We start from the raw sequence: 24,842 nt of genomic DNA, 5'->3' as shown, positions 1-24,842 counted from the left end.
GCCGCCGGTCACCTCACCCCAGCCGGACCACCCCGAACTGCCATACCAGTCCTCGAACAAGTTCCCACCCGGACTCGTACCGAAGACCTCAAACGACTTGTTCTCATAGACCGCGCTGAGACCGCCCTGAAGGCCGCCCCCGAGGTTCTGCCAGTCGGTCCAACCGGTCCCGGGCACGAACGTCACCTGGTAAGTGTTCCCCGTGTTCTTCCCCACCGCGAACGCGTGGAAGGTGCCGTTGTCGGGGTCGTAGGCGACCGCCGGTCCGCCGGCGAGAGCTTCACCGTCGTTGCCGCCGGTCACCTCACCCCAGCCGGACCACCCCGAACTGCCATACCAGTCCTCGAACAAGTTCCCACCCGGACTCGTACCGAAGACCTCAAACGTCCCGTTCTCATAGACCGCGCTCAGACCCCCCTGAAGGCCGCCTCCGAGGTTCTGCCAGTCGGTCCACCCGACGCCCGGCGCGAACGTCACCTGGTAGACGTTTCCAGAGGTCCGGCCGACGGCGAAGACGTGATACGTACCGTTGTCCGGGTCGTACGCCACCGCCGGCTGAGCCAACAGCGCCTCACCCCCGTTGCCCGCACCCATCACCGCGTAACCGGACCACCCCGTGCCGTACCAGTCCTGGAACAGGTTCCCGGACGGGCTCACCCCGAACACGTGGAACTCCCCCGCGGACGACACGGCATGCGCCGGCGCCGCCGCCACCGGGGCCGCCATCACACAGAGGGCGGTCGCCAGGGCCATGGCCAGCGCTCGTATCCGCGTCCACTGTTCCACCACACGTTTCATCTACTGTCTCCCGTTGTCCGAGGTGCGTTGATCATCGTCAGGAGTCTGATAGATGGCCCCGGGCGGGCACCAGGAAGAAGCACTGGCAGAAAAAACGGAAGTCTTCGGCGCCGGTTCGCTCGGCGCCCTCGAACGCAGCGCGGTGCGTAGACCGCAACCTGGTGCACAGAGCGCAGCGCAAGATCGTCACAGTGCTGGACGACGTGCTCGCACTGCCGGGAAGGGAGCCGCCGCCACCGCCTTAAGGCACGAACCGCACCAAGACGTCGAGCGCTGTCGCCACCGCCTCATCCGGCCGCAGTCCCAGCTCGCCGGCGAGCCGCTCCGCGTCCCGCATCCGCTGCTCGGCCGCCTCGGTGTCGCCCAGTTCGGCGTGCAGCGCGGAGACTCTCGCGATCGCCTGGAACCGGTCGAAGTGCGTTCCCGCATCAGCGTGCGCGTACTCGCACTGCTGGTAGTAGTCGAGGGCGGACTCCCGGCGCCCGCGCCGGTAGGCGACCAGACCCATGATGCCCAGGACGTCGCCCTCCCCGTTCCGGTCGCCCAGCTGCCGGAACAGCTCCGCGGCCGCGCGGGCGTGGCGCAGGGCCGTCTCGTAACCGCCGCGCAGAGCTTCCGCCTTCGCCAGCTCTGCGTGGCCGTTGGCCTCGACGGTGGGACTGCCGACCGCCTGAGCGAGTTCCAGCGCTCTCCCTGCGTGCTCCGCCTCGTCGTCGTACCGGCCCATGGACTCGTAGATGAGCGCGGTGATCCGTTCGATTCTGGCCAGGGCTCGCTTGTCGTCGAGTTCCGTGAACAGGATCCGGGCTCGCTCCAGGGCGGCGAGCCCGGCGTCGTGGTCTCCCCGCCGGTAGTGGGCCACGGCCGCGTCGCCGCTGGCCTGAGCCTCGGCCCGGGGGTCGCCGAGCCGCCGGGCCGCCGCGATCGCGTGCTCGGCCAGCAGGATCAGGGCCGGCCAGTCGGCGTTGTCGTCGAGGTGGTTCAGGAGCGTCCACGGGACTTGGCAGGCATGCGCGTCGTGCCCGTGGGCCACGGCGAGATCGACGACGACCGTGACAGTCGCCGACTCTCGCCGCAGCCACCGCAGGGCCTGTGTGTCGTCGTCGAACGCCGTCACCGTCGCGCCCGGAGCGGCGGGGCCGAGGGTGATCGGCGCCCTCAGCGGATGGACGAGCCGATCGGCCTGGAAGGCCGTGTGCAGGTAGTGGTCGAGCATCCGGCAGCGAGCTTTCCCGATGGCGGCCGCGTCCAGTTCGGCGTCCGCGAGTTCCACGGCGTACAGGCGGATCAGGTCGTGCGAGCGCCAGCGGCCGTCCGCTGTCGGCTCCAGCAGGTTCGCGTCCACGAGTTCGCGCAACGCCCGGCGGGTGGCCGGCGACGGCAGGCCGGCGAGGCTGGTGGCCGCCTCAAGCGAGAACTCCGCGGTCGGATGGAGCCCGAGACTCCGGAACACCGCCGAGGTCTGAGGATCCAGGTTCCGGACCGACCAGGAGATCACCGCCCGGGTGTCGGCCGCCGCGTCGGACACGCCGAGCTCGTCCAGCCGGGCCTTCTCGTCCGCCAGCCGCCGCGCCAGATCGGACACGGTGACGTCGGGTTCCAGCGTCAGCCGCGCTGCCAGGATCGTGACGGCCAAGGGCAGCCCGCCGCAGTACCGGATCAGATCCTTCACATCCGGCGGTTCGGGATCCGCCCCGTCGTGACGCAGCCGCGACGTGAGCAGGAGGCAGGCGTCCGCGTCGGCCAGCGGGCCCAGCCGGACCGGCCGCGCGCCTTCGACGGCGACCAGCCCGGTGAGCCGGTCGCGGCTGGTGACGACGGTCCGGCAGCCGGGCCCGGCCGGAAGCAGGGGCCTGACGTGCTCGCTGTCCACGGCGTTGTCCAGCACGACCAGCAGCCGCCGGTCGGCCACGAGCGTGCGGTAGAGCGCGGCCCGGTCGGCGGTGGACTCGGGCAGCTGCCGGACGGCGACGCCCAGCGCCTGGAGGAACCCGCCGAGCGCCTCGTGCGCCGGCAGCGACCGCCCGCGCGGATCGAAGCCCCGCAGATCGACGAACAACTGCCCGTCGGGGAACCGTTCGGCGGCGTGGTGCGCCCAGGCCACCGCCAACGCCGTCTTGCCGATCCCGCCGGCACCGATCACGGCGACGATCTGACCGCCGCCAATCCGGTCGAGTTCGGCCAGCTCGCCGGAGCGGGCCACGAACGACCACGGCCCCGCGGGCAGCTGCCGGGGAACGGACTCGGCGGCGTTCGCGGAACTCCCCCGCTCTTCCACCGTGCCGCCCGGATCCGCCGACGGCAGTGGTGGCACCGACGGCACCGGCCGCGTCGGCCGCCGCCGCGCGGCGGCCAGCAACCGGGCGTCTTCGTCGTCGAGCTCAAGCGCCGCGATGAGCGACTCGACCGTCTTGCGCTGCGGCCGCCGCGCCGTGCCACGTTCGAGATCGCCGATGGCGCGGGCGCTGAGCCGCGCGCGCTCCGCGACTTCCTCCTGGGTGAAGCCGGCGTCCGTGCGCAGCCTGCGGAGCAGGTCACCGAAGTGCAGTTCCTCAGGCACGGCAGTGAGTCTAACGAACACCGAGGAAACTTCCGGCCAACTTTCCCGGCGGATCGCTCTGCTCCGATGCGCGACCACGACGACTCATCGACGGTGCCGGTGACATGAAAACTGGCAGCCGAGGTATCAGGGTGGCGCCAGTACCGTCGGGCACGGGAGAGTGAAACGTGGAGATCTCGAAGGCGGGCCAGGACGGCGTGGACGCGGCCGAGTCATACGCGCCTGAGCCGAACCCGCCCGATTCGGACGCGCCCCAGCCGAACCCGCCCACAGCAGCCGAACTCCGCCACCGAACCCTGCGGCGCGTGTTCACCATCGGAATCCCCGTCGTCCTGATCATCGCCGTGTTCGGCTTCGCGATACCCCGCCTCGCCTCCTACGGCCAGGTGCTCGACACGTTGCGCACGATGACTGCGTCCTCGATCGCGATGGTCGCCGTGGCGGCGCTGGTCAACCTGCTGGCGAACTGGGCTCTGATCATGTCGGCCGTCCCAGGGCTGTCGTTGCCGCGGGCGGCGGCGTCGAACCTGGCCTCGACCGCGGTGGCCAACACCGTTCCCGGCGGCGGTGCGATCGCGTTGGGGATCAGCTGGCGCATGCTCGCCGGATGGGGCGTGACCTCGGGGGAGTTCGCGGCGTACGCGGGGGTGACGGGGGTCTGGAGTGCGTTGGCGAAGCTGGCGACGCCCGGTGTGGCGGTCCTCGTGCTGCTCTTCACCGGCCGCCTCTCCTCCGGCCTCGGGGCGACGACGACGCTGCTGACCGGCGCTTCGATCAGCCTCGGGGTCTTCGCCGTGGCGGTGGTCGTGCTTCGCAGAGGCCTGCGTGACGAGCGGGTGGCGCAGGCCGTCGGCCGGGCGGCGCAACGCTCGGCCGGGGCCGTCTTCAAGGTGTTGCGACGCCCGGCGCCCACGGGGGTGGCCGCGGCGGTCATCGGCTTCCGCGACCAGGCCAGGGACCTGCTGCACGAGCGCGGGGGCTGGCTGACGCTGGCGACCGTCGCGAGCGACCTGGGCTGGCTGGTCGTGCTCCAAGCCTGCCTGCTGGCCTGCGGAGTACCGCAGAGCCAGGTCTCCTGGGCCCGCTGCTTCGCCGGCTTCGCCCTGGCCCGGCTGATCTCCACCGTCCCGATCACGCCCGGCGGACTCGGCGTCATCGAACTCGGCCTCACCACCTACCTGGCGGCGTCCCTGGATCCGGCGTCCGCGGCGCGCGTCACGACCGCGATCCTGCTGACCCGGGCCGTGACGTTCGCGCTGCCGATACCGCTCGGCGCCGTGACCTACGCCGGCTGGCATCTCAAGCAGGTGCGGGCCGCCGTCACCGACGGGTAGGCGACAGGCAGCGCAGCACGTCGGCGGCCGGACCGGCCGCCTCGCCCGCGACCTCACAAGGCCTGGTCGCGCTTCGGGAAGACCACCTCCTGCAGGATCAGCCCGATCGCAGTGGCCGTCGGCACCGCGATCAGCGCGCCGACCAGACCCATCAGCGTCCCCATCACCAGCACCGCGATCATCGTCGCGATCGGGTGGATCCGTACCGTGTACTTCATCGTGAGCGGGTTGATCAGGTGGTCCTCGGCGAACCGGAACAGGGTGTAGAAGACCAGGGACGCGATCGCGGTCGGCACGGAGACCGCCAGCGCGACCAGGCTGACCGCGGCGCCGCCGACGGTCGAGCCGATGACCGGGACCATGTCCATGATGGCGACCAGGAAGCCGAGCACGGCGGCGTACGGGACCCCGACGGCCACGCACCAGACGAAGGTGGCCAGGCCGGCCAGCGCCGAGGTGGCCAGGTTGGCCAGCATGTAGCGGCCGACCTGCAGCAGGATCCGGTCGGTCAGGTCCCGGCTGCGCGGCCGGTTGCGCGCGCTCACGAACCGCAGCCCGAAGTCCCGCACCGTGGGCATGCCGACCAGGAAGTAGATCGTCAGCGTCATCACGATGAAGGTCGAGGTGACCGCGCCGACGATGATCTGTCCGGCGGTCATCAGACCGGAGACCAGCTTGCCGGCCACGTCGCCGGAGGCGAACTGCGCCTTGGCCTTGGCGACGAGGTGGTAGCGGTCCTCGATCTTCCCCAGCTGCGAGTGGTGGTCGTGGATCTCCTGCAGCCAGGTGGGGATCTCCTTGGTCAGCGCCGTGACCTCGTTGCTCACCGGCGGAATGACCAGGGCCAGGAAACCGCCCAGCACAGCGGTGAATCCGATCAGCACCACAGCGACCGCGAACCCGCGCCGCAACCGCAGACGCTCCAGACCCACCACCATCGGCTCCAGGCTGACGGCCAGGAACGCCGAGAGCAGGACCAGAATCAGAACCTGCGCGGACCGCAGGATCGCCTCAGCAGTCGCATACGCCAGGATCGCTCCGGCGGTGAACCCGTAGCCCACCTGGAACCAGGACCGCTGCGCAGGCAGCCGCCGCACGGACCGGCCGGGCACCCACAGCCGCTGCCCGTCCGACGCATCGGGCTCCTCCGCGGCCCCCGCTATGCGCGATTCCGTCGCGCGCAGATCGTCGTGCGCCGCGATGGTCGCCGATGGCAGAACCGCCCCACTGTCAGTCACGCCTGACCCTCCCCTACGAGTGGCGACACTTCGCGACGCCACAGAACATCGGTTTGGCCTGGTGTCCTGACTGCCCCGGAACAAACATGCGCGATCAGCCATCCGGCACGGTTCGGCCCTGCGGCCGGGCCACCGGCGCCACGGTGCCCCCGCGTGCATCTTCGCGTAGCTCACACGCCGGCGGCCGGAACTTGATCCGGTTCGCCGGCGCGCGAGGCCATAGCTATGCCAAGCCGATCTGCTCAGCCTGCGCGGCTGCGTCCCAGAAGGCGGAGATCGCGATGACCCGGTCGCCGTCCCACTTGACGGTCTGGCCGAATTCGACGTCGAAGGCCTTGCCGGTCGGCGGGATCACCGTCCCGTCGGGCAGGACCATCTCCCCCGTGAAGGTACCGGTGACGCGGGTGATGACGGTGATCCAGTCACCGCTTCCGAACTGGATCGGGTACGGGTCGCACGCCACGCGCACGTCCGGGAAGGCGCGGAAGAACTGCTCCATCGCCGCGGCGTGTGCGGCTCGCCCGTACAACGGCTGGGCGTTGCCAGTGACGTAGGCGACCATGTCGGGGTGGTGCACGGCGTCCATCGCCGCGATGTCTCGGGCGTTGAACGCGTCGTCGCCCTGCTTCATCAAGCCCAACAGACGGGCGGTCCGCTCCTGGGCGTCGGTCGTGGAAGACATGACGATCCTCTCTTTGAGTTGAGTACAATCTTCGAGTTGACTACAACTTCTTGGCTTGCCGGCCTATTCCTCGCAGCTGGAGTCAGGTCCAAACTTCGAGCACGCTCGCTAAACTGGCCGGGATGGAACCCACAGGGCTGCGCGAACGCAAGAAGGCACGCACGAGGCGGCACATCGCCGACACCGCCGCCCGGCTGTTCGCCGAGCACGGCTACGAACACGTCACGGTGGCAGACGTCGCCCAGGCGGCCGAAGTGGCCGAGCAGACGGTCTACAACTACTTCGGCACCAAGGAACAACTGGTCACCGACCGCGAAGAACAGGTCCGGGACCGACTGTGCGAGCTCATCCGCACCCGCCCCGCGGGGGCGACGCCGGCGGCCGCGATCCGCGAGTTCGTCCTGACCGGCGTGCAGGGAATCCGCGGCGTCCCCGAGAACCAGTGGCCCGGCGAACTCGGCCATCTGGCAGCCATCAGCCCCACCGTCCACCGACTCGCCCTGGAACTGACAGCCCGCCAGGCCGACGCCCTGACCGAGGCCATCGCCGCCACATCGGCCGTGCCGCCCGAAATCGCCCGTCTGCAAGGCATCGCACTGGCTGGCGTGTTCCAGATCATCATCACCGGCACCGGCCGACGCACGGCCGAGGGACAGAGCCAGAAACAGATCGCCGACGAACTCCACCCGGCCGTGGCCCGCGTCCTCGACGAACTCGACCACTGGTTCGCCGTCTCGGAACCGACCACGTCGGTCTGATCTGTCGCCGTCCAGGGGCGCAGCGCCCCCACATCCGCGTCAAAGTTTTTCCAAACGCTCGGCTGGCAGCGTTCACGTCGCACCTGAGGATCAAGCCTTCGGAAAGCGATGGAGCGGCACCTTATGTTCGTTCGGAACAAAGCGTGGGCGGCTGCGGCGGCCCTGAGCGCAGCACTCGGCGTGGTCTCGGCCACTGCGCCGCAGGCGTCGGCGGGGACCGTCACGGTCCCCTACCAGACCGGTTACCAGCTCGCGTACAACAGCGGCAACGGCTCCGTGATGGGAGACCTGTGTGTCTGGCCCAACAGCAGCGGTGTGTTGGGCGGCTGCAACCCCTCCACCCTCGGAGCGGCCATCATGCCGGGGACCAGCCCCGCGATCACCTCGCTGCACGGCAAGGGCTACGAAATGGCCTACCAGACCAGCGCCGGCACCCTGGCGGTCGCCGGCAAGCAGGCAAACGGAGACCTCGGGTTGGCCATGATGCCGGGCACCAGCCCGTCCATCACAGACCTGTCCGACGGCGGCTACGAGATCGCGTTCCAGTCGAACACCGGGGCGCTGTGGGTGACGGGGACCGCCGGCAACACCGCACCGGTCGGCGTGGCCATGGACCCGACGAGCAGCCCGTCGATCACCGATGCGGGCAACCCGGGCTATGAAATCGCCTACCAGGACGCGTCGCACAACGTGGAGGTGGCCGGCGGCCTGGGCACCGAGAACCTCGGCCAGAACATGGCGCCCGGCACCAACCCCAGCATCATGGTCCTGGGAAGCGGCTACGAGATCGCATACGCCGTCCCCGGCGGGGGGCTCGTGGCCACCGGCAGCCTGGGCACCACCGCGGCCGGGGTGGCATGGCCCGGTACGAGCCCGGACATCACCTACGCGCCACCTACGGCCAACAGCCCCAACGGCTTCTACGAGATCACGTACCAGAGCGCCGACGGCCGACTCTTCGGCTACGGGTCGCTGCTCGCCGGACCGGTCATCGACCCGCGCAGCCCGAACGGAATCCAGCTGGCGCCCGGGTCCAGCCCCACGGGTGCCGGAATCTACCAGCCCATAGAGGGGACGGCACCGGCCTACGAGATGTTCTACGAAGACCCCTCCGGTCGACTGCGGTACGTCATCGGGTCCGCCTTCTCCAGCGCCTACATCAACCCGGCACAGTGGATCGGCACCATCACCACCGGCACCAGCCCGGCGGTCGCCACCTACCAGCCCGAGCCCCCGATCCAGCGCCACCACTGACTGACAGATCCCCCGGCCTCCGCCATCGGTCGGGGTGCTTGACAGTCGTGCGGGGCCTGGGTGCCCCGCACGGCTTCATCGGCCGGAATGCCGGCCCACCCGCCCCGCCACGGCGGCGGGGACCGTGCACTCGCAGACTTGACCTGGTCATCAGGCCGTGGCCGCACGGTGTGGACGAGCCGCAGGTGATCGCATGGGCGTCTCTGGGCGGCGGGACCTGGACACCGCACGCCCGGCCGGGACGTTCGCGTTCGTCGGGCGCGAGCACGAGCGCGAGCTGGAGTCGGTGATGATCGAAGGCCCTGCCGGGATCGGCAAGTCGCGGCTGATCAGCGAGGCGGCCTCCGCGATCGCCGAAGCCGGAGGGCGGACTCTGACCGGCGTCTGCCATCCGCTGCGCGAGCTGTTCCCCTACGGCCCGGTCGTGGATGCGTTACGCAAGGCGGGGCCGTGGCTGAGCGCATAGTGCCTCCTCGTGTCGCCGGAGTGTGTGGAAGGCGCGAGAGTGAGAGACGTGGGCCATTTCCGAGGAGTCGGCGCGCCCGAAGAGGCCGTGGTGGAAGCCGCGCAGGCTGGTGTGACGTCGTCGGCCACGATGCCCAGGCGGTCGCGCCGAATGCTGATCGCGGCGTACGTGTTGATCGTCGCGGCCATCGTGGCGGACCTGCTCACCGGGCCGCACACCACGGTCTCACCGATCCTCGCCGCGGTCCCGGTGCTGGCGGCGGCGGGCGCCAGGTCCGCCCGGGTGCCGCTGGTCGCCGGAGCGCTGGCGGCCGTCGGCGTCGGGCTGCTCGCCCTCGGCAACCAGGACGTGTCGGCCGCCGTGCACGTCGAGGCCGTGGCCGCCGTGGCGGCCGTCACCTTGGCCAGCGCCGCCGGCGTCGTGCTGACCAAGACCCGGGAACAAGAACTCCGGCAGGTCCGCACGGTCGCCGAAGCGGCCCAGCGCGCCCTGCTCCGTCCCGTCCCGGACAGGATCGGCCGGATGCGGGTCGCCGTACGCTACCTGGCCGCCGCGGCCGAGGCCAGGATCGGCGGGGATCTCTACGAGGTCCTGGACACCCCGTACGGCACCCGGGTTCTGCTCGGTGACGTGCAGGGCAAGGGCTTGGGCGCGGTCGAGACCGCCGCGGACGTCCTCGGCGTGTTCCGAGCGGACGCCCGGACGGAACCAGACCTCGCCCGAGTCGCCGAACACCTGGACAGCGCGCTCGAACAGAGCCGACACAACGAGCGGTTCGTCACGGCCGTGCTGCTCGCGGTCCCGGCGGCGCAGAACGTGGTGGAGATCGTCAACTGCGGCCATCCGCCTCCGCTGTTGCGGCGCCGCTCCGGAGCCGTGAGCGAGATCGAGCCACCGTCCCATGTACCGCCGCTGGGGTTGCAGGCACTCACCCCCGACGCCATCGGCGGCAAGACGGTCGACCTGGAGCCCGGCGACCTCCTCCTGCTCTACACCGACGGCGTCTCGGAGACGCGCGACCTCCAGGGCCGGTTCTACCCGCTCGCCGCCAGACTCGCGGCGATCGGCGCGCGAGAGCCCGACGCGGTTCTCGACGAACTGCTCGCGGACGTGGTGGCGTACTCCGCCGACGGGATGACCGACGACGCGGCGCTGCTCGCCGTCCGGCGCGACGCTTGAACGGCAGTGGCCACGGCCGCCACAGCCCCGCCCGGCCCGGCCCGGCAGTCGCTTCGGGCTCAGGCGGCGATTGGTCAGGAGCCGTACTCGCAATGCTCAACGCGGCCCGGCTGGGTGAGGGAGTCGGTTGTGGCCGAGAGATTGGCTGGCTCGGCGCTACGACCCCGAACGCAAGAAGGCGCGACTTCACCCCGGGCCGTGCTCGCCGCGGCCCTCGCCGGGAACGGCGACGCCGGCCCCGGCCCACAGCTCGGCGACTGCACTAGGCTCGGCACATGAGCAACGCTGATGCTGTCATCGCCACCTTGCGCAGCGAGTTCGACGACCTCGCCGGGCTGTCGTCCCGTTTTTCCGACGAGCAGCTCGCCGCGCCGACCGCCGCGGAGGAATGGGACGTCTCCCAGGTTCTCTCGCACTTGGGCAGCGGCGCGGAGATCAACCAGAACGCACTGCGGGTATCGCTGGAAGGCAAGCCGAACCCCGGGATCGAGTTCAGCAAAGCGATCTGGGCGAGATACGACGCAGCGGACCCGCGGGATCGGCTGGAGTGGTTCTTGGCCGCCAACGAAGCACTGACCCAGTCCTTTGAGTCACTCGGCGAGGAAACCCGGCAGAGCCTGAAGATCGACACGGGCTACCTCCCGGCCCCCATCGACGTCGCGGGTTTCGCGACCGCACGGCTGAACGAGCTCGCGCTGCACTCCTGGGACGTACGCGTCGGCTTCGACCCGGCGGCGACGGTCACCCCGGCGGCCACCGCGCACCTGCTGGCCCTGAGCACGGACGTAGCCGGCTACATCGGCCGGCCGGAGACACTGGACGGCCTGGCCGCCGTGATCGCGGTGACGACGGCCGGCCCGGGGCAGTCCTTCACCCTGACGCTGGGCGACAAGATCAGCGCCGCGATCGGCACCCCCGAGCAGGCCGACGGGACGCTCACCCTGCCCGCCGAGGCCTGGCTCCGGCTGGTCACAGGCCGGTTGAAGCCGCAGTACACGCCCGACGGGATCACCGCGACCGGCGTGGTCGACCTGAACCTGCTGCGCCGGGTATTCCCGAAGTTCTAAAGCTTTTTTTGGAAGGCGGCTGATGGCTTGGCGCCGTTGCGGGCAGCCATCCAGACGGTGACATCTTTAGCGATGCGGCCGATGCCGTCATGGCCGGATTCGCGCCACGCGTTCGCTCGCCGGCGATGGACCGCCCACGAGGTGCCGGGACATCTTCTTCGGTCCAGTTCGCTGGCGTCGGAGGCACCGGCCCGAGGCCGCCTGTCAATCGCCTCTGCGGCTTCGCTCAGCGGTGAGCGGGGCGTCGCGGTCGCCGCCGGCGAGTTGCCGGGCGATGTCGCGGGGAACGCGTACGCCACGGGTGCGGAGGTCGGTGATGAAGCGGGCGGAGAGCGGATCTGGTCGGGCCGGCGTCACCGCGATCAGCTGCCTGACCCACTTCGGTGAGAAGGACCGGATCGCGGCCGGCAGGCCGGCGCTCACCGCACTCACCGGGGCGACGCAGACACCCAGACCGGCGGCGGCCAGTTGGGGCCCGGCTGCGGTGATCGAGGTGCTCATCACCGGCTCGGGCCGGACCCCGGCATCCGCGAGTGAGCGGTCAAGCCAGTCGCGCAGTCCGTTTTCCGGTGCGAAGTGCACCAGCGCCTCGCCATCGAGTTCGTGCAGTCGCACGTCTCCCGCGGCGGCCAGACGGTGACCGACCGGCGCCGTCAGCACAATCTCCTCGTCGGCGATCACGCTGGTCACGTAGCCCTGCGGGACCGGCGCGGGTAGCAGCACGATATCGACCGCGCCGGTATCGATGAAGCCGAGCAACTCGGCGAGTACCGCGGACTCGCGCAGGCTTACAACGATGCCCGGACGCCTGCGGTGCCATTCGCGCAGGACTGGGGCGACGAGCGGAACGGTGAGGCTCTGGGCGCACGCCACGCGCAGGCTCCCACCCGTGCCTTCACCGATCGCACGAGCCGAGTGCATGGCCGATGCGGCAGCCTCAAGCGCCCGACGGGCGTGCGGGAGGGCGGCGGTGCCTGCCGGGGTCAGGCTCACCCCGCGTGGACGGCGGTTGAGCAGCGCGGTTCGCGTCTCCCGTTCCAGCTCGGCGAGCTGGTGCGAGACCGCGGGTTGGGTCAGGTGCAGCAGCCGTGCGGCCTTTGTGATCGACCCGCAGTCGGCGACGGCGACCAGACATTCGAGCGCACGAAGAGATGCCATAAACAGAGTTTATGCCAACTCTCGGAACTATGAATCTCGCGATGGGAAGGTCCGACGGCCTCTCGCCGCTGAATATCTCGGGCGCCCGCATCGGGCGTGTACAAGCGCAAATCAGGAGGTTCACATGACGCAAGTCTTCGTGACTGGCGGGTCGGGATTCATCGGGCGCGCGCTGATCAGTCGGCTGGTGGACGAGGGGCACGACGTCCGAGCTCTCGTCCGGAGCACGACGGCGGCAGACACGGTCGCGGCATTGGGTGCGAAGCCGGTGCAGGGAGTGCTGACCGAGCCTGACACCTGGCGCGACGCGGTGTCAGGCAGCGAGGTGCTGTTCCACCTGGCGGCCGAGACCGATCTGGACGCCGACCTCGCCCGGCACCGGCTGGTGACCGTCGAGGGGACCCGGGCCGCACTGCTAGTCGCCCGCGAGGCTCAGGTGGCCCGCTTCGTGAGCTGTGGCAGCGAGGCCGCGCTGTTGGCCGGCGACCCGCTCATCGATGTCGATGAAACAGCACCGCTGCGGCCGGACTCATCCGCAGCGTATTGCGCGGTCAAGGCGGAGCAAGAGGCCATCGTGCTGGAGGCGAACACCGATGATTTCACCACCGTCTCCATCCGCCCCAAGTTCGTGTGGGGTGCCGGAAGCCCCGTGACCGACAGCCTCGCCGCCGTCGCCTCGGCGGGGCAGTTCTCATGGATCGCGGAGGGACGTCACACCACCGATATCACTTTCGTCGACAACGCCGTCGAGGGTCTCATCCTGGGTTGGCGGCGCGGAAAGCCCGGCCAGGCGTACTTCGTCACAGACCAGGAACCCGTGCAGTTCCGCGAGTTCATGCAGACCGTGTTCGACATCTACGGCGTCGACACCCCCATCCCTGACATCGACCTCGCCACCGCGGCCGAAGTCGTTCCGGTGCCGGTCCGTTGGTTCATCGGGCAGACCTGCACGCTGCGCACCGACAAGGCCGTCAAGGACCTCGGCTACCGCCCGGTCGTGTCCCGGACGACGGCACTCGACATCCTTCGTCGATCCCGCCAGCCGGAGACCACATCCGCGGACCGCTGACCGCTGACCCACGAGCAGACCGGGCGCCGGCGGCAGAGGAATTCAGCTACCCGCTGAATTCCTCTGCGCCGGCGACGGCGAACTGATCCTGCTCCGGTCCACCCCGCCGGACGACTTCTGATACCGGTACGGAGAAGGAGAAACGCCATCGTGTCATCTGTCGTGCACGACGACCGACCGATCACGACCAAGAGCACGCTCCCGATGCTGAGCCTGCTCGCCCTGTTCACCGCCGGCTTCCTCGGCATCCTGAACGAGACGGTGCCCGCGGGCCTGCTACCGAAGATGTCCGCAAGTCTCGGCCTGTCGGATTCGGTCGCTGGTCAGACCATCACGGTGTATGCCCTCGCGACCGCCCTGACGGCGATCCCACTCAACGCCGCTCTGAAGAACGTCGGCCGCCGTACCCTGCTCGTCTGGTCCCTCACCGCGTTCGCAGCAGCCAACCTCGTCATCGCCCTCGAAAACAGCTTCACCGTCATCCTCATCGCCCGGTTCGCCGCCGGGGTGGCCGCCGGTTTGATCTGGTCGAACATCGGGGGAATCGCCGCACAGCTGGTCCCGGAAAACGCGCGGGGCAAAGCGATCGCGATCGCCCTGGCCGGCACACCCGCGGCCCTCTGCCTCGGGCTGCCCGCGGGCACCGCCTTGGGGGACGCGGCCAGCTGGCACGCCACGTTCGGCGTGATGGCGGCTCTCGCCGTGGCGCTGATCGCCTGGGTCTTCGCCTCGGTGCCGAACCTGACAGCCGAACCAAAGAACGCCCACGTGTCTTTCCCGTCCATTCTTCGTGCTCCCGGCGTCCGCACCATCCTGTGGGTCGTCGCCGGCTTCATCACCGCCCACAATCTGCTGTACACCTACATCGAGCCGCTAGCGAGCCGATCCGGCGCGGGCCAGATCGAATGGGTGCTGCTCGTGTTCGGGATCGCGGCCCTGCTGAGTATCTGGGCGACGGGGCACTTCGTTGATCCGCACCACCGCGTGCTGATGCTCGTCAGCAGTTGTCTCCTAGGCGTGAGCGCCGCCGTGCTCGGGGTCGCCTTCGTCAGCCCTGCGATCCTCTATCTGGGTGTCGCGGCGTGGGGCGTGGGATTCGGCGGTTCGGCCACCCTGTTCGTGACGGCCGGGATCCGGGCGGCGGGCACCGATGGGGTCCAGGCCGCGGTTGTCACGGTGTTCAACCTGAGCATCGCGGCGGGAGGAGTCTTCGGGGGCCTCCTTCTCACCGGATTCGGAGTGCTGTCCATCCCTTGGGCGTCCGCGGCCATCATGATCCCCACCATCGTCACCGTCGTGGCGGGGCGGCGGTATTCGTTCCCGCATTGGACCTGAACGACCCTGTTGCACTGTGGGCTCCGGAAACGATTCGAAAACTGCCCCTCACCTGCCGCCGCGACTTCCTGTCGCCGGCCGCGGCCGTTCCTACCCTCGGACCAGCCCCCGGCGTGGGAACCGGGCGGCCCACCGACAGACGGGAGGAGGAACCCATGCCGAATCCATTCGAGCACGAAGACGGCCGGTATCTGGTCCTCGTGAACGACGAGGACCAGCACTCGCTGTGGCCGGCCGGCATCGCCGCCCCCGACGGCTGGCGCGTCGTCCACGGACCGGAGCGGCGCGCCGCGTGCCTGGCGTACGTCCAGGCGCGTTGGAGCGACATCCGGCCGGCGAGGCTGCGCGCGCAGCAGGCAGCGGCGGTGCGGTAGCCATGGCGGTGCAGACATTCTCAGCGCAGGACACGGCGGTGGTGCGGCCCGAGCCCCGGCCGAACGCCGTCAGGACCCTGATCTGCCTCGGCTTCTGCGGCGGCGGGACCGGGGCGTACCGGGCCTGGCTCAGCTGCCTGGAGAAGGACGTGGAGTTGGCGCTGGTCTGCTATCCGGGGCGGGAGGGCCGGTTCGCCGAGCCGTACGCCGCCGACTGGGAGCAACTCGCCGAGGACGCCGCGGACTCGGTCGCGCGCGTCGTGGCCGCCGATCCGGGGCGCCCCTACGAGGTGTTCGGGCACAGCATGGGCGGCTGGATGGCGTTCGACGTCGTGGTGCGGCTGGCGGCCCGCGGGTGCCGGCTGCCCGAGCGGCTGATCGTGTCCTCCTGCAACGCCCCGGATCGCGGGGTCACCGACCTTGACCGCTTCCCGCGGATCGAGGACACCCGGGAGCGGCTGCTGGAGTGGATGGAGACCATCGGCGCGCTGCCGGACTACGCACGGGAAGACCCTGATCTGTGCGACATGGCCGTGGAGCTGATGCAGGCGGACATCAGGGTCCGCGATTCCTACCGACCGGCGCCGGGGGCCAACACCACGGTCCCCGTGCTCGTCCTGTATGGGGAGGATGACCCGGTCATCGAGCCCGCCCTGGCCGAGCAGTGGGCCCGGTGCGCCGCCGGCGGTTCGCGCACGCAGGCCCTGCCGGGCAACCATTTCTACACTCCCGCGACGTGGGAGAAGCTGCCCACCTACTTCCTGACCGACAGCACCCTGACACCGGAGGGGTCGCGATGACGATCACCTGGATCCACGAGACCGGCACGCCGGTGACCGCGATCCTCGACGAAGGCGGCACGGCGGACGCCGCCGCGGCCGTGTCCTGGGTCGAGGAGCACCACGACGAAGTGCGCCGCGCGCTCACCGAGCACGGCGCGCTGTTCCTGCGGGGACTGAACGTCCACTCCCCCGCGGACTTCGCCGCCGTGCGCGACGCGTTGTTCGCCCGGCGCGCCGCGTACCAGGAGAAGGCGACGCCGCGAAGCGACTTCGGCGACGACGTCTTCTCCTCGACCGACCTGCCGCCGGCGCACGCCATCCGGATGCACAACGAGAACAGCTACACGCTGACCTTCCCCGGGCTGCTGCTGTTCGGCTGCCTGACCGCCCCGCAGGAGGGCGGCGCCACGCCGGTCGCCGACGTGCGCGAGGTGCTGCGGCTGCTGCCGGCCGACCTGGCGGCGCGCTTCCGCGAGCACGGCTGGCGGCTGAACCGGCACTACGCCGAGCACATCTCGCTGAGCTGGCGGACCGCGTTCGCGACCGAGTCGCCCGAGGACGTCGAGCGGTACGGCGCCGCCAACGGCATCGAGGTGCGCTGGGGCCCGGACGACACGCTGAGCACCAGCCAGCTGCGCTCGGCCACGATCCGGCATCCGCGGACCGGCGAGGAGGTCTGGTTCAACCACGTCGCGTTCTGGAACGAGTGGTCGCTGGACCCTGACATCAGGGACGTGATGGTCGACGAGTTCGGCCCCGAGGGCCTGCCGTTCAACACCTTCCTCGGCGACGGCACCCCGCTGACGCCACAGGAGGTGGCGCTGCTGGACGCCGCCTACGAGCAGGCCACGGTGCGCCGGGCCTGGCGGACCGGGGACCTGCTGCTGGTGGACAACGTGCTGGCCGCGCACGGCCGCGACCCGTTCCGGGGCGATCGGAAGATCGTGGTCGGGATGGGCGAGCCAGTCGCTTTGGCGGATTGCTCGCCGTCGCTGTCCGTCCCGGCGGCCGCCGTGCCGGCCGGCGTGGCGTAGGAAGGAAGGCAATCATGGCTGTCGATACAGGGGGCGCGCCGACCGTGCGCGATCTGAGGGAGCGGTTCGAGAAGGGCGCGGCGGCGCATCCGGAGCGGGACGCCGTCGTCGCGCCGGATGGGACGGTGGTCGCCTTCGGCGTCCTGGCCGAGCGGGTGCGCGCTCTGGCGGGTGCGCTCGCCGACGCCGGGGTCCGGGTCGGGGACACCGTCGGGGTGTGCCTGGACCGCGGGCCGGTGCTGCCGGCGGTGCTGCTCGCCGCATGGTCGGTGGGAGCGGCGTACGCGCCGTTGGATCCGGCGTATCCGCAGGCTCGGCTGGACTTCATGGCCGAGGACGCGGGGATCGCGGCCGTGGTGTGTGCCGACCGTGGTCGGCGGTGGCCCGACGGTGTTCGAGTGCTGACGCCGGACGCTGCCGCGGACGGCGCCCACGAGGCCGTATCAGTGCCCGCCGACACCCCCGCATACGTGATCTACACGTCAGGCTCGACCGGCGAGCCGAAGGGCGTGGTCGTGAGCCGCGCCAGCGTAGCCCACCTCGTCGACGGCCTTGAGGAGTGCGGAGCCTACGGCGCGGAGCCCGCGCGCGTCGGGTGGAACGCCAGCGTCAACTTCGACGCCTCGGTGCAGCAGTGGGCGCGGATCTGCCGCGGCGACACGCTGCTCACGATCACCGAGGAGCTGCGCTCGGATCCCGCGGCGTTGGCCGGCTACCTGCTGCGGGAGCGGGCCACGGACCTGGACGCGACCCCGTCGCACTGGTCGGTGCTGCGCGACCGCCTCGTCGAGGCCGCACAGGAGCTGCCGCAGGGCCTGCGCCTGTTCCTCGGCGGCGAGGCGGTCCCCGAGACGATGTGGCAGGATCTGGCGACCAGCGGGTCTGTGCGCGCGCTCAACCTCTACGGCCCGACCGAGTGCACCGTCGACGCCACCGCCGGGTGGATCGCGGGCGCCGAGCCGCACATCGGTGCGGCACTGCCGAGCGTGGCGGCCTATGTCCTCGACGACGACCTGGTCCCGGCGGACGAGGGCGAGCTGTACGTGGCCGGCCCGGGACTGGCCTCCGGCTATCTGCGGCGTCCGGCGCTGACCGCCGAACGCTTCGTGGCGTGCCCGTTCGGGCCGCCCGGCGCGCGGATGTACCGCACCGGCGACCGGGTCCGCCGGCGCGCCGACGGCACCCTGGCGTACCTGGGCCGGGTCGACCACCAGGTGAAGGTGAACGGTCTGCGCGTCGAACTCGGCGAGGTCGAGGCGGTCCTGGCCGGGCACCCGGCGGTCGCTTCCGCGGTCGTCGCAGTGCGCGAACACCCGCGCCTGGGACGCAGCCTGGCGGCGTACTGGGTGCCGGCACCGGGATTCGACACCGATCCCGAACCGCTGCGCACCCACCTGCGCGACCGGCTGCCCGAGCACCTGGCGGGGATGCCGCTGACCGCGCTGGACGCACTGCCGCTGGGCGTCGGCGGCAAGGTCGATCGCAGTGCCCTGCCGGAGCCGGCCGAGCAGCGGACGACCGACACGGGCGAGGACCCGACGCCGACCGGGGATCTGGAGGTGTCGATCGCGGCGGCCTGGCGCGAGGTGCTGGGCCGGGACGAGGTGCTGGCCACCGACGACTTCTTCGTCCTGGGCGGACACTCGCTGGTGGCGCTGCGCGTCGTCGCGGATCTGAAGAAGCGGCACGGGGTGGTGATCCGGACCCGGATGGTCTACGAGAACCCGCGGTTGCGGGATCTGGCCCGGGCGGTCGCCGCCGCCGGGTGAGGCGGCAGCCGACCAACGGCGGAGCCCCTGGCGGTGGTGACCACCGCCAGGGGCTCCGCCGCAGGCAATCGGCCTCAGCCGGTCAGAGCCTCCTGCCGGTCGTGGACGCCGGACCCGGGCCACCACAGATCCTCCGGCCCCAGCACCGAGGGACTGTACTTGCCCAAAGCGCTGATCAGCAGCCTGAGTTCCAGCGCGATGCACTCGGCCAGCCGCACCAGACCCCGCTCGGGGTCCTCCGCCACCGCGATCAACGCCGCACGCCCCAGCCCCGCGGCCCCGGCGCCGAGGGCGAGAGCGCGCACGATCCGGGTCCCCTCCCACATCCGGCCGGTGACCAGCAGGTCGCCGGCCGGCCGGCCGATGCGGCGCAGGCATTCGCCCAGCGGCAGGCCGACGTGGTCCAGGAAGGCGGTCGGGGCCCAGCCGGTGCCGCCCTCGGCGCCGTCGACGGTCACGGCGTCCGCACCGGCGCTCCAGGCGGTCGCCGCGGCCTCGGCGATGTCGCGACCGGGGTGGAACTTGATCCACGTACGGGCTCGCGGGTAGTTGTTCCGCATGAAGTGCAGCTGCTGGCGCACGATCTCCTCGGTGAACGTCCCCGGGCTCGCGCAGCGCAGCACCCGCTCCGAACCCGGGCCGAGCACGTCGCGCACCGCGAAGCGGTCGGCGAGCCGGTCCGCCTCGGGCCGCGTGAGCACGGTCATGCCGCCCAGCCCGGGCTTGGCGCCCTGGCCGACCTTCAGCTCGAACCCGAGCCGGCCGGAGGCCAGCAGCGGCTGGACCGCCGGGTCGCTGTAGAGCAGGTTCCAGACCTCGGAGTCGGCGTCCTCGGTACTCTGCTGCACCACGACGCCGCCACGGCCCTCCCCGGCTTCCTCCAGGTAGGCGCGGATCCGGGACAGGATCACCGACGGCGCGCCCGAGGCACCGCGGTATCCGTGCACTGACACGGTGTTCTCGCCGATCACCATCGGGATGCCGAGGCGGCCGGCCTGCCGGCTCGCGGCGACGGCGAGGTCGCCGCTGCCGACCCGGGTGGATCCGAACGCCGACAGGAACAACGGAAGCGGGCTGGCGAAGCCGCCGATGCCGGATTCCAGGTCCACGTCGTCGGGCAGCGGCTCACGGCCCAGCTCGATCAGCCGCTCCAACCGCCGCGGCATGAAGACCGGCGGGACGATGCGCGCCCGGTCCAGGTCGTCCTGAGCCTGACCGCAGCCGTCCGACACGCCGGCCCCGAACACCCGCACGCCGTAGTCGGCTTCCGGCGGGAAGGCGTCGGCGGTTCCCACGCGCGCCCGGTCACGTACCCGCGCCTCGGCGAATCCGGCAGCGAATCCGTCGACGAAGTCCCCGGTCACGGCGCCAGCACCCCCGGAAGCTTCGGGTAGGCGCTCACTTGCCACAGCGCGTCGAGTCCGGTCAGGAACCGCACCAGCCGCTGCAGGCCCATGCCGAACCCGGCGCTGGCCGGGATGCCCTCGCGCACCATGTCCAGGTACCACTGGTATTTCGCGGGGTTCTCCCCGCTCTCGCGCATGCGCGTGATGATCGCGGCGTAGTCCGCCTCGCGCTCGCTGCCGCTCACCAACTCGCCGAACCCGCCGTGGGCGATGAGGTCGAAGTTGCGCAGCACGCCCGGCCGATCAGGGTCCTGACGATCGTAGAAGCCCCGCGAGCCCTTCGGGTAGTCGGTGACGAAGAACGGCCGCACGGCCTGCCGCGACAGCCGCTCCTCGCCGGTCCAGTCGATCTCGGCGTCAGGGCTCTGCGGATGCCCGAGGGCGCGCAGCCGGCCCACGGCCTCGGCGTGGGTGCACCGGTCGAACGGCCCGTCCAGCAGCTCGGCGAAGGCCCGACGGTCACGGCCCAGCCCCACCAGTTCCTGCGGCACGCGTTCCCAGACCCGCTCCACGACCGCCTTGAGCAGATCCGCCGCGAGCCGCATGGCGTCCTCGCGGGTGCCGTCGGCGATCTCCACGTCGATCTGGTGGAACTCCACGAGGTGCCGGCCGGTCTCGGCGGTCTCCGGCGGCTCGACGCGCACGTTCGGCGCGATGTAGAAGAGCTTGCCGAAGCCGCGCAGCGAGGCCTGCTTGTAGAGGATGGCGCTGGTCATCAGACGGTAGCGCTGTCCGTAGTAGTCGACGTCGAGCGCTTTGGCGCCGCGCCCGCCGGGGTCGGTGACCGGGCCGATGAGCGGCGGCAGCAGTTCGGTGAACCCCCGGCCGCGCAAAAGGTCACGGGTGGCTTGGAGGGCCTCCTGCTGGACGAGCATGGCGGCCTTGAGCGTGTCCGAGCGCAGGTGCTCGGCCAGCGGGAGCGGCCGAGGCGGGGTGGGGCCCGCCACGGCGAGCGGGGTCGGGGACGTCTGGATCATCGTCGATCTCCTTCGAGTCGGTCGCCGAGGGGCGCACCGGTGCGGGGCGAGGCGTCAGTGGTCGAATTTGTCGGCCACCGCGCGCAGGGCTTTGAGCAGTTGGTCCGAGGACATCTCCGGCCGGCCCGGACCCGGGATCCGGGCCGGCCGGACCGGCATCGCGCCGACCGCGGACCACCGCAGCCGGCCGCCGCCGTCGAGCGTGCTGCGCGAGCGGCCGGCGTTGTCCGGGTGCAGGCAGTACGGGACGTCGAGGTAGCCGCGGCCGAACGCGGCCAGCAGCGCGCGGCCGACGTCGGCGTCCAGGTCGAGCACGGCTTCGACGAAGGCCCGGGCCTCGTCGTAGACGGCGTGCGCGTCGTCGGGGTCGTCACGGCCGGCATCACCGTCGACGGGGCGGGCGGGCGCCGGGACCGGCCCGGCTTCGGCCGCGGCGGTCGCGCCGGCCCATTCCAGGGCCCTGACGTTCTCCTCGATGGTGGGGATCCGCCGGCTCTCGGCCGCGGTCTTGACGATCAGCCGCTGGGCCCCGGCCCGCACCGCGAGCCGCGCGGACTCCTCCAGCAGCCGCCGCGCGCCGCGGTCGGAGGCGGGGAAGACTCCCATGTAGGTGTAGACGACGACGTGCAGGTCGACCTCCGGAGGCAGGAACTCCGCGGCGAGGCGCCGCAGGGCCCTGATGGCGTGCTCGTCCTGCACGGGATCGGTCTGTTGGGCGTAGCTCAGGGAGACGCTGGCGATGCCGTGCTGCGTGAAGAACAGTCCCTCCAGCAGGCTGAGCGCCACCAGCAGCCCGGGCGGGCAGAGCTGGCCGAGCAGGCAGCCGCCGAAGGTCTCCACGTGTGGCAGCCGGGGCGGCGGCACGAGGTCGGCCAGCAGTTCGCAGGAGCGGGCCCAGCAGTCGATCGATTCGCTCAGCGGGGTGCGGCCGTAGGGCAGGCAGTAGGAGACCGGGCCGCCCTCGGTGGCGTCGAGGCCGGCGGCGGCCACCGCGCGGATGATCCGCTCCGGCCGCGCCGAGCCGTGCCGGACCTGGACCGGGAAGGTGGCGTCCACGATCCCGTCGAGCATCGCGCGGGTGTCCTGGAGGCGGTGGTCGACGATCGGGTAGCCGTTGAGCCGGTCCCCGGCGGCCAGTGCCCGGCGCGCCGCGGCGTGTTCGCCGAGCCGGGTGTAGCTGTCCAGGGTGATGGTGCCGACGGCGCGGGCCGCGGCGTACTTGGTGCGCTGCAGGCCGAGGCGCATCACGGCCGGGTCGCTGAAGCCCATGCGCGGCTGGACCACGAGGTGGCCGGCGGCGGACGCGGCGGCGACGAACGCGCCGAAGGAGGGCGCGGAGGGCGGGGCGGGTGCCGGCCGCTCGGCGGCGAGCTGGTCGGCGCGGGGGCGCCGCGCAGCGTGGGGCTGTGCGGCAGAGCCCTGATCGGCACGCGGCTGATCGGCACACAGCTCGTCGGCACGCCGCCATCGCACGCTCATCGCGCCCGCTCCGGCGCTCGCTCCGGGACGCGGCCGCCGGCCAGCGCGGCGAGCAGTTCCAGGAACGCGGCGGTGTCCCCGTCGGCGAACACGGCGCGGTACCCCGCGGCGATCAGCCGCGCGACCTCGTCGGCGTCGACCACCCCGGCGACGTCGAGCTTCCCGCCGATCACGGCCGGCAGCCCGGCCAGGGCCGGGTCGGCGCGCAGCGCCGCGATCATCTCCAGGCCGTCGCGGTGCCCGTGCCCGTTGACGGTGCCCACCGCGACCAGGTCGGGTTTGTGCCGCCGGCACTCGGCGGCCAGCAGGTCGCCGCTGACGCAGGGCCCGATGTTGACCGTGCGGTGGCCGGCTTCTTGGAGCAGCAGTTCCAAGTACACGAGGTTCCAGGTATGCGCGTCGGACGCGCCGCCGGCGATCAGGACTTTGAGTCCGGGCTCAGCCACGATGATGTTCCCTTTTCCGTCGACGGTTCTCACAGGTGGATGTGAGCGTGGAAGCAAGCGCTCGAATGTAGGCAGGCCGGTTCGGCCGCGGCGGAAGTCGGACCGGCACTTCCCAGGCAGGTCCGAAGCGCTCACGCCGCCATGACCGGCCGCCGGGACCCGGCCTGGCTCGCGGCCCGGGCCAGGTTCAGCACCCGGAACCGGTTCTGGCCGGCCCGCCCCGATCCCGGGCACACCAGTCCGCTCAGCAGCAGCTCGCGCAGCACCCGGGCGCAGTGCGCCAGGCTGAGCCCGGCGTGGTCGGCGGCCTGGGCCAGGTCGAAGTCGCCGTCGGAGGCGCAGAGCGCGCGCAGCAGGCGGGCCCGGTCCCCGGCCAGCGCCGCGACCCGCCGTTCCAGGCGCTCGCGGACCCGCCAGCGGCCGTCCGCGCCGGACAGGTGGCCGAGCAGGCCGTCCGGCTCGGCCAGGCACGCGCGCAGCGTCGCGACGTCGTAGACCACCAGCCAGGAGGCGGCGGCCCGCAACGCTGCGGGCAGTCCGTCGAGCAGGCGGCAGATCTGCGCGACGTCGGCGGCGTCGTCGGGGGTGAGCGTGTATCCGGGGTGGATGCGCCGCACCTCGTCGAGGAACAGCAGGACGGCAGGGACCCGCGCAAGGGCGTCCGGGTCGATCTCCGATCCCGCTCCCGCTCCTGCTCCCGCTTCCGGGATCGGCAGCGGGTGCACGGTGTGGATCCGGGTGCCCGGCAGACCGGTGGGGCCCTCCGCGGTGATCAGGATCCTGAGCTCGGGGAGGAGCCGCAGCAGCCGGGCGGCGCGGTCGGCGTGCGGGGCCCGGGTGGTGCCGTCCACGACCAGCAGCGCCGGCCGGTCCGGGGCGAGGGCGCCGGCCAGCGCGTCAGGGTCCGGATTCACCCGGGGGAAGGCCTCGCCGAAGGCGCGGGTCAGGCGGGCCTCGGCCCGGTCGGCGCCGAACAGTCCGTCGACGCCCGCGCGCACCAGCTCCGCCAGCCCGTCCGGGGCGGCCGGGTACCGGTACTCGTCCTCGCCGGCGCCGGGGAACGCGAACCAGAGCACCGGCAAGGCGGCCTGGCGGTACAGCAGTCCGGCCACCTCGACCGCGAGCCGGGTCTTGCCGACCCCGGCCAGGCCGACGATCTCGACGACCGGTTCCGCGCCGTCGGCCAGCGCCGCCGCGAGCGCCGCGGCCGCCTGGTGCCCCTCGACCAGCGCCCGGGGCGCCGTCGGCGGTCCCGGGGGCGCGTCGGCGAAGTCCGCTCCGAACAGCCGGCCGGCACCCGGGCCCTGCGCGGCCAGGCGCAGCTCCTCGCGGGCACGCGGGCCCAGCCGCAGGCCCTCGGCGATCAACCGGACCGTGTCCCGGCGCGGCTGGCGCACCCGGCCGCTCTCCAGGTCGCGGATGGCGCGTTCGCTGACGGTGGAGAACCCGGCCAGTTCGCGCTGGGTCAGGCCGCTGCGGGTGCGGTGCAGGCGAAGCAGGCTGCTGAACTGTGTCTCGTGCGCTAGCACCGCGGTGTCGACGCCCATTCCCGTCCTTCTCTCGATGAGGTCATGGCTTGCCGACGACCATGGGAGCCCGCGCGGCTATCCGCCGAACATCCGTGCCCCTATCGCGGGGCGCCCGGAGGCTTTCACGGCGTGATAACGCGGTGATGCC

The 24,842-nt window shown here is 71.5% G+C and carries 22 protein-coding genes; 12 read left to right on the top strand and 10 right to left on the bottom strand.

The window, feature by feature from the left end; translation table 11 throughout:
• On the bottom strand, positions 1–798 hold a 798-nt coding region (locus ABH935_RS38470; protein ID WP_370382903.1), incomplete at its 3' end, for a hypothetical protein.
• Between the two features lie 241 nt (positions 799–1,039).
• Positions 1,040–3,358, bottom strand: coding sequence for a helix-turn-helix domain-containing protein (locus ABH935_RS38465; RefSeq protein ID WP_370382902.1), 2,319 nt, complete (start codon positions 3,356–3,358; stop codon positions 1,040–1,042).
• 167 nt (positions 3,359–3,525) lie between these two features.
• Here ABH935_RS38465 and ABH935_RS38460 point away from each other — a divergent pair, with 167 nt between their 5' ends.
• Entirely contained in the window at positions 3,526–4,692 is a 1,167-nt protein-coding gene (locus ABH935_RS38460) for a YbhN family protein (protein WP_370382901.1), read from the top strand.
• A gap of 53 nt (positions 4,693–4,745) precedes the next feature.
• Here the strand turns inward: ABH935_RS38460 and ABH935_RS38455 are convergent, their stop codons facing one another.
• On the bottom strand, positions 4,746–5,930 hold the full coding sequence (locus tag ABH935_RS38455) for an AI-2E family transporter (protein ID WP_370382900.1): 1,185 nt from the start codon (positions 5,928–5,930) through the stop codon (positions 4,746–4,748).
• A 223-nt stretch (positions 5,931–6,153) separates the two neighbouring features.
• Positions 6,154–6,612: an ester cyclase gene (locus tag ABH935_RS38450; RefSeq protein ID WP_370382899.1), complete on the bottom strand. Its 459-nt coding sequence runs from the start codon at positions 6,610–6,612 to the stop codon at positions 6,154–6,156.
• A 122-nt stretch (positions 6,613–6,734) separates the two neighbouring features.
• Here ABH935_RS38450 and ABH935_RS38445 point away from each other — a divergent pair, with 122 nt between their 5' ends.
• From ABH935_RS38445 to ABH935_RS38425, 5 genes are all read left to right on the top strand, one after another.
• Positions 6,735–7,370, top strand: coding sequence for a TetR/AcrR family transcriptional regulator (locus ABH935_RS38445; protein WP_370382898.1), 636 nt, complete (start codon positions 6,735–6,737; stop codon positions 7,368–7,370).
• Between the two features lie 123 nt (positions 7,371–7,493).
• Positions 7,494–8,624 carry a hypothetical protein gene (locus tag ABH935_RS38440; protein ID WP_370382897.1) on the top strand — a complete coding sequence of 377 codons (1,131 nt, stop codon included), beginning with the start codon at positions 7,494–7,496 and terminating at the stop codon, positions 8,622–8,624.
• A gap of 193 nt (positions 8,625–8,817) precedes the next feature.
• The gene (locus ABH935_RS38435) at positions 8,818–9,090 is read left to right on the top strand and encodes an AAA family ATPase (protein ID WP_370382896.1); all 273 of its coding nucleotides are present in this window, start codon (positions 8,818–8,820) and stop codon (positions 9,088–9,090) included.
• A 48-nt stretch (positions 9,091–9,138) separates the two neighbouring features.
• Positions 9,139–10,269, top strand: coding sequence for a PP2C family protein-serine/threonine phosphatase (locus tag ABH935_RS38430; RefSeq protein ID WP_370382895.1), 1,131 nt, complete (start codon positions 9,139–9,141; stop codon positions 10,267–10,269).
• A 275-nt stretch (positions 10,270–10,544) separates the two neighbouring features.
• Positions 10,545–11,336: a maleylpyruvate isomerase family mycothiol-dependent enzyme gene (locus ABH935_RS38425; protein WP_370382894.1), complete on the top strand. Its 792-nt coding sequence runs from the start codon at positions 10,545–10,547 to the stop codon at positions 11,334–11,336.
• Positions 11,337–11,540: 204 nt separating this feature from the next.
• On the opposite strand, the gene ABH935_RS38420 is transcribed toward ABH935_RS38425, so the two are convergent.
• Positions 11,541–12,494 carry a LysR family transcriptional regulator gene (locus ABH935_RS38420; protein WP_370382893.1) on the bottom strand — a complete coding sequence of 318 codons (954 nt, stop codon included), beginning with the start codon at positions 12,492–12,494 and terminating at the stop codon, positions 11,541–11,543.
• Positions 12,495–12,618: 124 nt separating this feature from the next.
• On the opposite strand from ABH935_RS38420, the gene ABH935_RS38415 reads away from it, so the two are divergent.
• From ABH935_RS38415 to ABH935_RS38390, 6 genes are all read left to right on the top strand, one after another.
• Positions 12,619–13,563, top strand: a complete 945-nt coding sequence (locus tag ABH935_RS38415; protein ID WP_370382892.1) for an NAD-dependent epimerase/dehydratase family protein — start codon at positions 12,619–12,621, stop codon at positions 13,561–13,563.
• Positions 13,564–13,713: 150 nt separating this feature from the next.
• Positions 13,714–14,898: an MFS transporter gene (locus ABH935_RS38410; protein ID WP_370382891.1), complete on the top strand. Its 1,185-nt coding sequence runs from the start codon at positions 13,714–13,716 to the stop codon at positions 14,896–14,898.
• Between the two features lie 155 nt (positions 14,899–15,053).
• Positions 15,054–15,272 (top strand): MbtH family protein, encoded by a 219-nt coding sequence (locus ABH935_RS38405; protein WP_370382890.1) that lies wholly within the window; start codon positions 15,054–15,056, stop codon positions 15,270–15,272.
• A gap of 2 nt (positions 15,273–15,274) precedes the next feature.
• Positions 15,275–16,072 carry a thioesterase II family protein gene (locus ABH935_RS38400; protein ID WP_370382889.1) on the top strand — a complete coding sequence of 266 codons (798 nt, stop codon included), beginning with the start codon at positions 15,275–15,277 and terminating at the stop codon, positions 16,070–16,072.
• Positions 16,069–17,088, top strand: a complete 1,020-nt coding sequence (locus ABH935_RS38395; RefSeq protein ID WP_370382888.1) for a TauD/TfdA family dioxygenase — start codon at positions 16,069–16,071, stop codon at positions 17,086–17,088. The genes ABH935_RS38400 and ABH935_RS38395 overlap by 4 nt, the downstream gene beginning before the upstream one ends.
• Before the next feature lie 14 nt (positions 17,089–17,102).
• Entirely contained in the window at positions 17,103–18,857 is a 1,755-nt protein-coding gene (locus tag ABH935_RS38390; RefSeq protein WP_370382887.1) for a non-ribosomal peptide synthetase, read from the top strand.
• Between the two features lie 74 nt (positions 18,858–18,931).
• Here ABH935_RS38390 and ABH935_RS38385 read toward each other — a convergent pair whose 3' ends face one another.
• From ABH935_RS38385 to ABH935_RS38365, 5 genes are all read right to left on the bottom strand, one after another.
• Positions 18,932–20,221, bottom strand: coding sequence for a glutamate synthase-related protein (locus ABH935_RS38385; RefSeq protein ID WP_370382886.1), 1,290 nt, complete (start codon positions 20,219–20,221; stop codon positions 18,932–18,934).
• A complete protein-coding gene (locus ABH935_RS38380) occupies positions 20,218–21,240 on the bottom strand; it encodes an asparagine synthetase A (RefSeq protein WP_370382885.1) in 1,023 nt (340 codons plus the stop codon). The genes ABH935_RS38385 and ABH935_RS38380 overlap by 4 nt, the downstream gene beginning before the upstream one ends.
• A gap of 54 nt (positions 21,241–21,294) precedes the next feature.
• Positions 21,295–22,719 carry a methylaspartate mutase gene (locus tag ABH935_RS38375; protein WP_370382884.1) on the bottom strand — a complete coding sequence of 475 codons (1,425 nt, stop codon included), beginning with the start codon at positions 22,717–22,719 and terminating at the stop codon, positions 21,295–21,297.
• Positions 22,716–23,165: a cobalamin B12-binding domain-containing protein gene (locus ABH935_RS38370; RefSeq protein ID WP_370382883.1), complete on the bottom strand. Its 450-nt coding sequence runs from the start codon at positions 23,163–23,165 to the stop codon at positions 22,716–22,718. The genes ABH935_RS38375 and ABH935_RS38370 overlap by 4 nt, the downstream gene beginning before the upstream one ends.
• Before the next feature lie 131 nt (positions 23,166–23,296).
• Positions 23,297–24,712 (bottom strand): helix-turn-helix domain-containing protein, encoded by a 1,416-nt coding sequence (locus ABH935_RS38365; protein WP_370382882.1) that lies wholly within the window; start codon positions 24,710–24,712, stop codon positions 23,297–23,299.
• Between the last annotated feature and the right edge of the window lie 130 nt (positions 24,713–24,842).

It is taken from the genome of Catenulispora sp. GAS73 (genome assembly GCF_041262085.1).
Lineage (GTDB): Bacteria > Actinomycetota > Actinomycetes > Streptomycetales > Catenulisporaceae > Catenulispora.
Note: the sequence above shows the minus strand (reverse complement) of the source record. Positions and strands in the feature narration are given on the sequence as shown.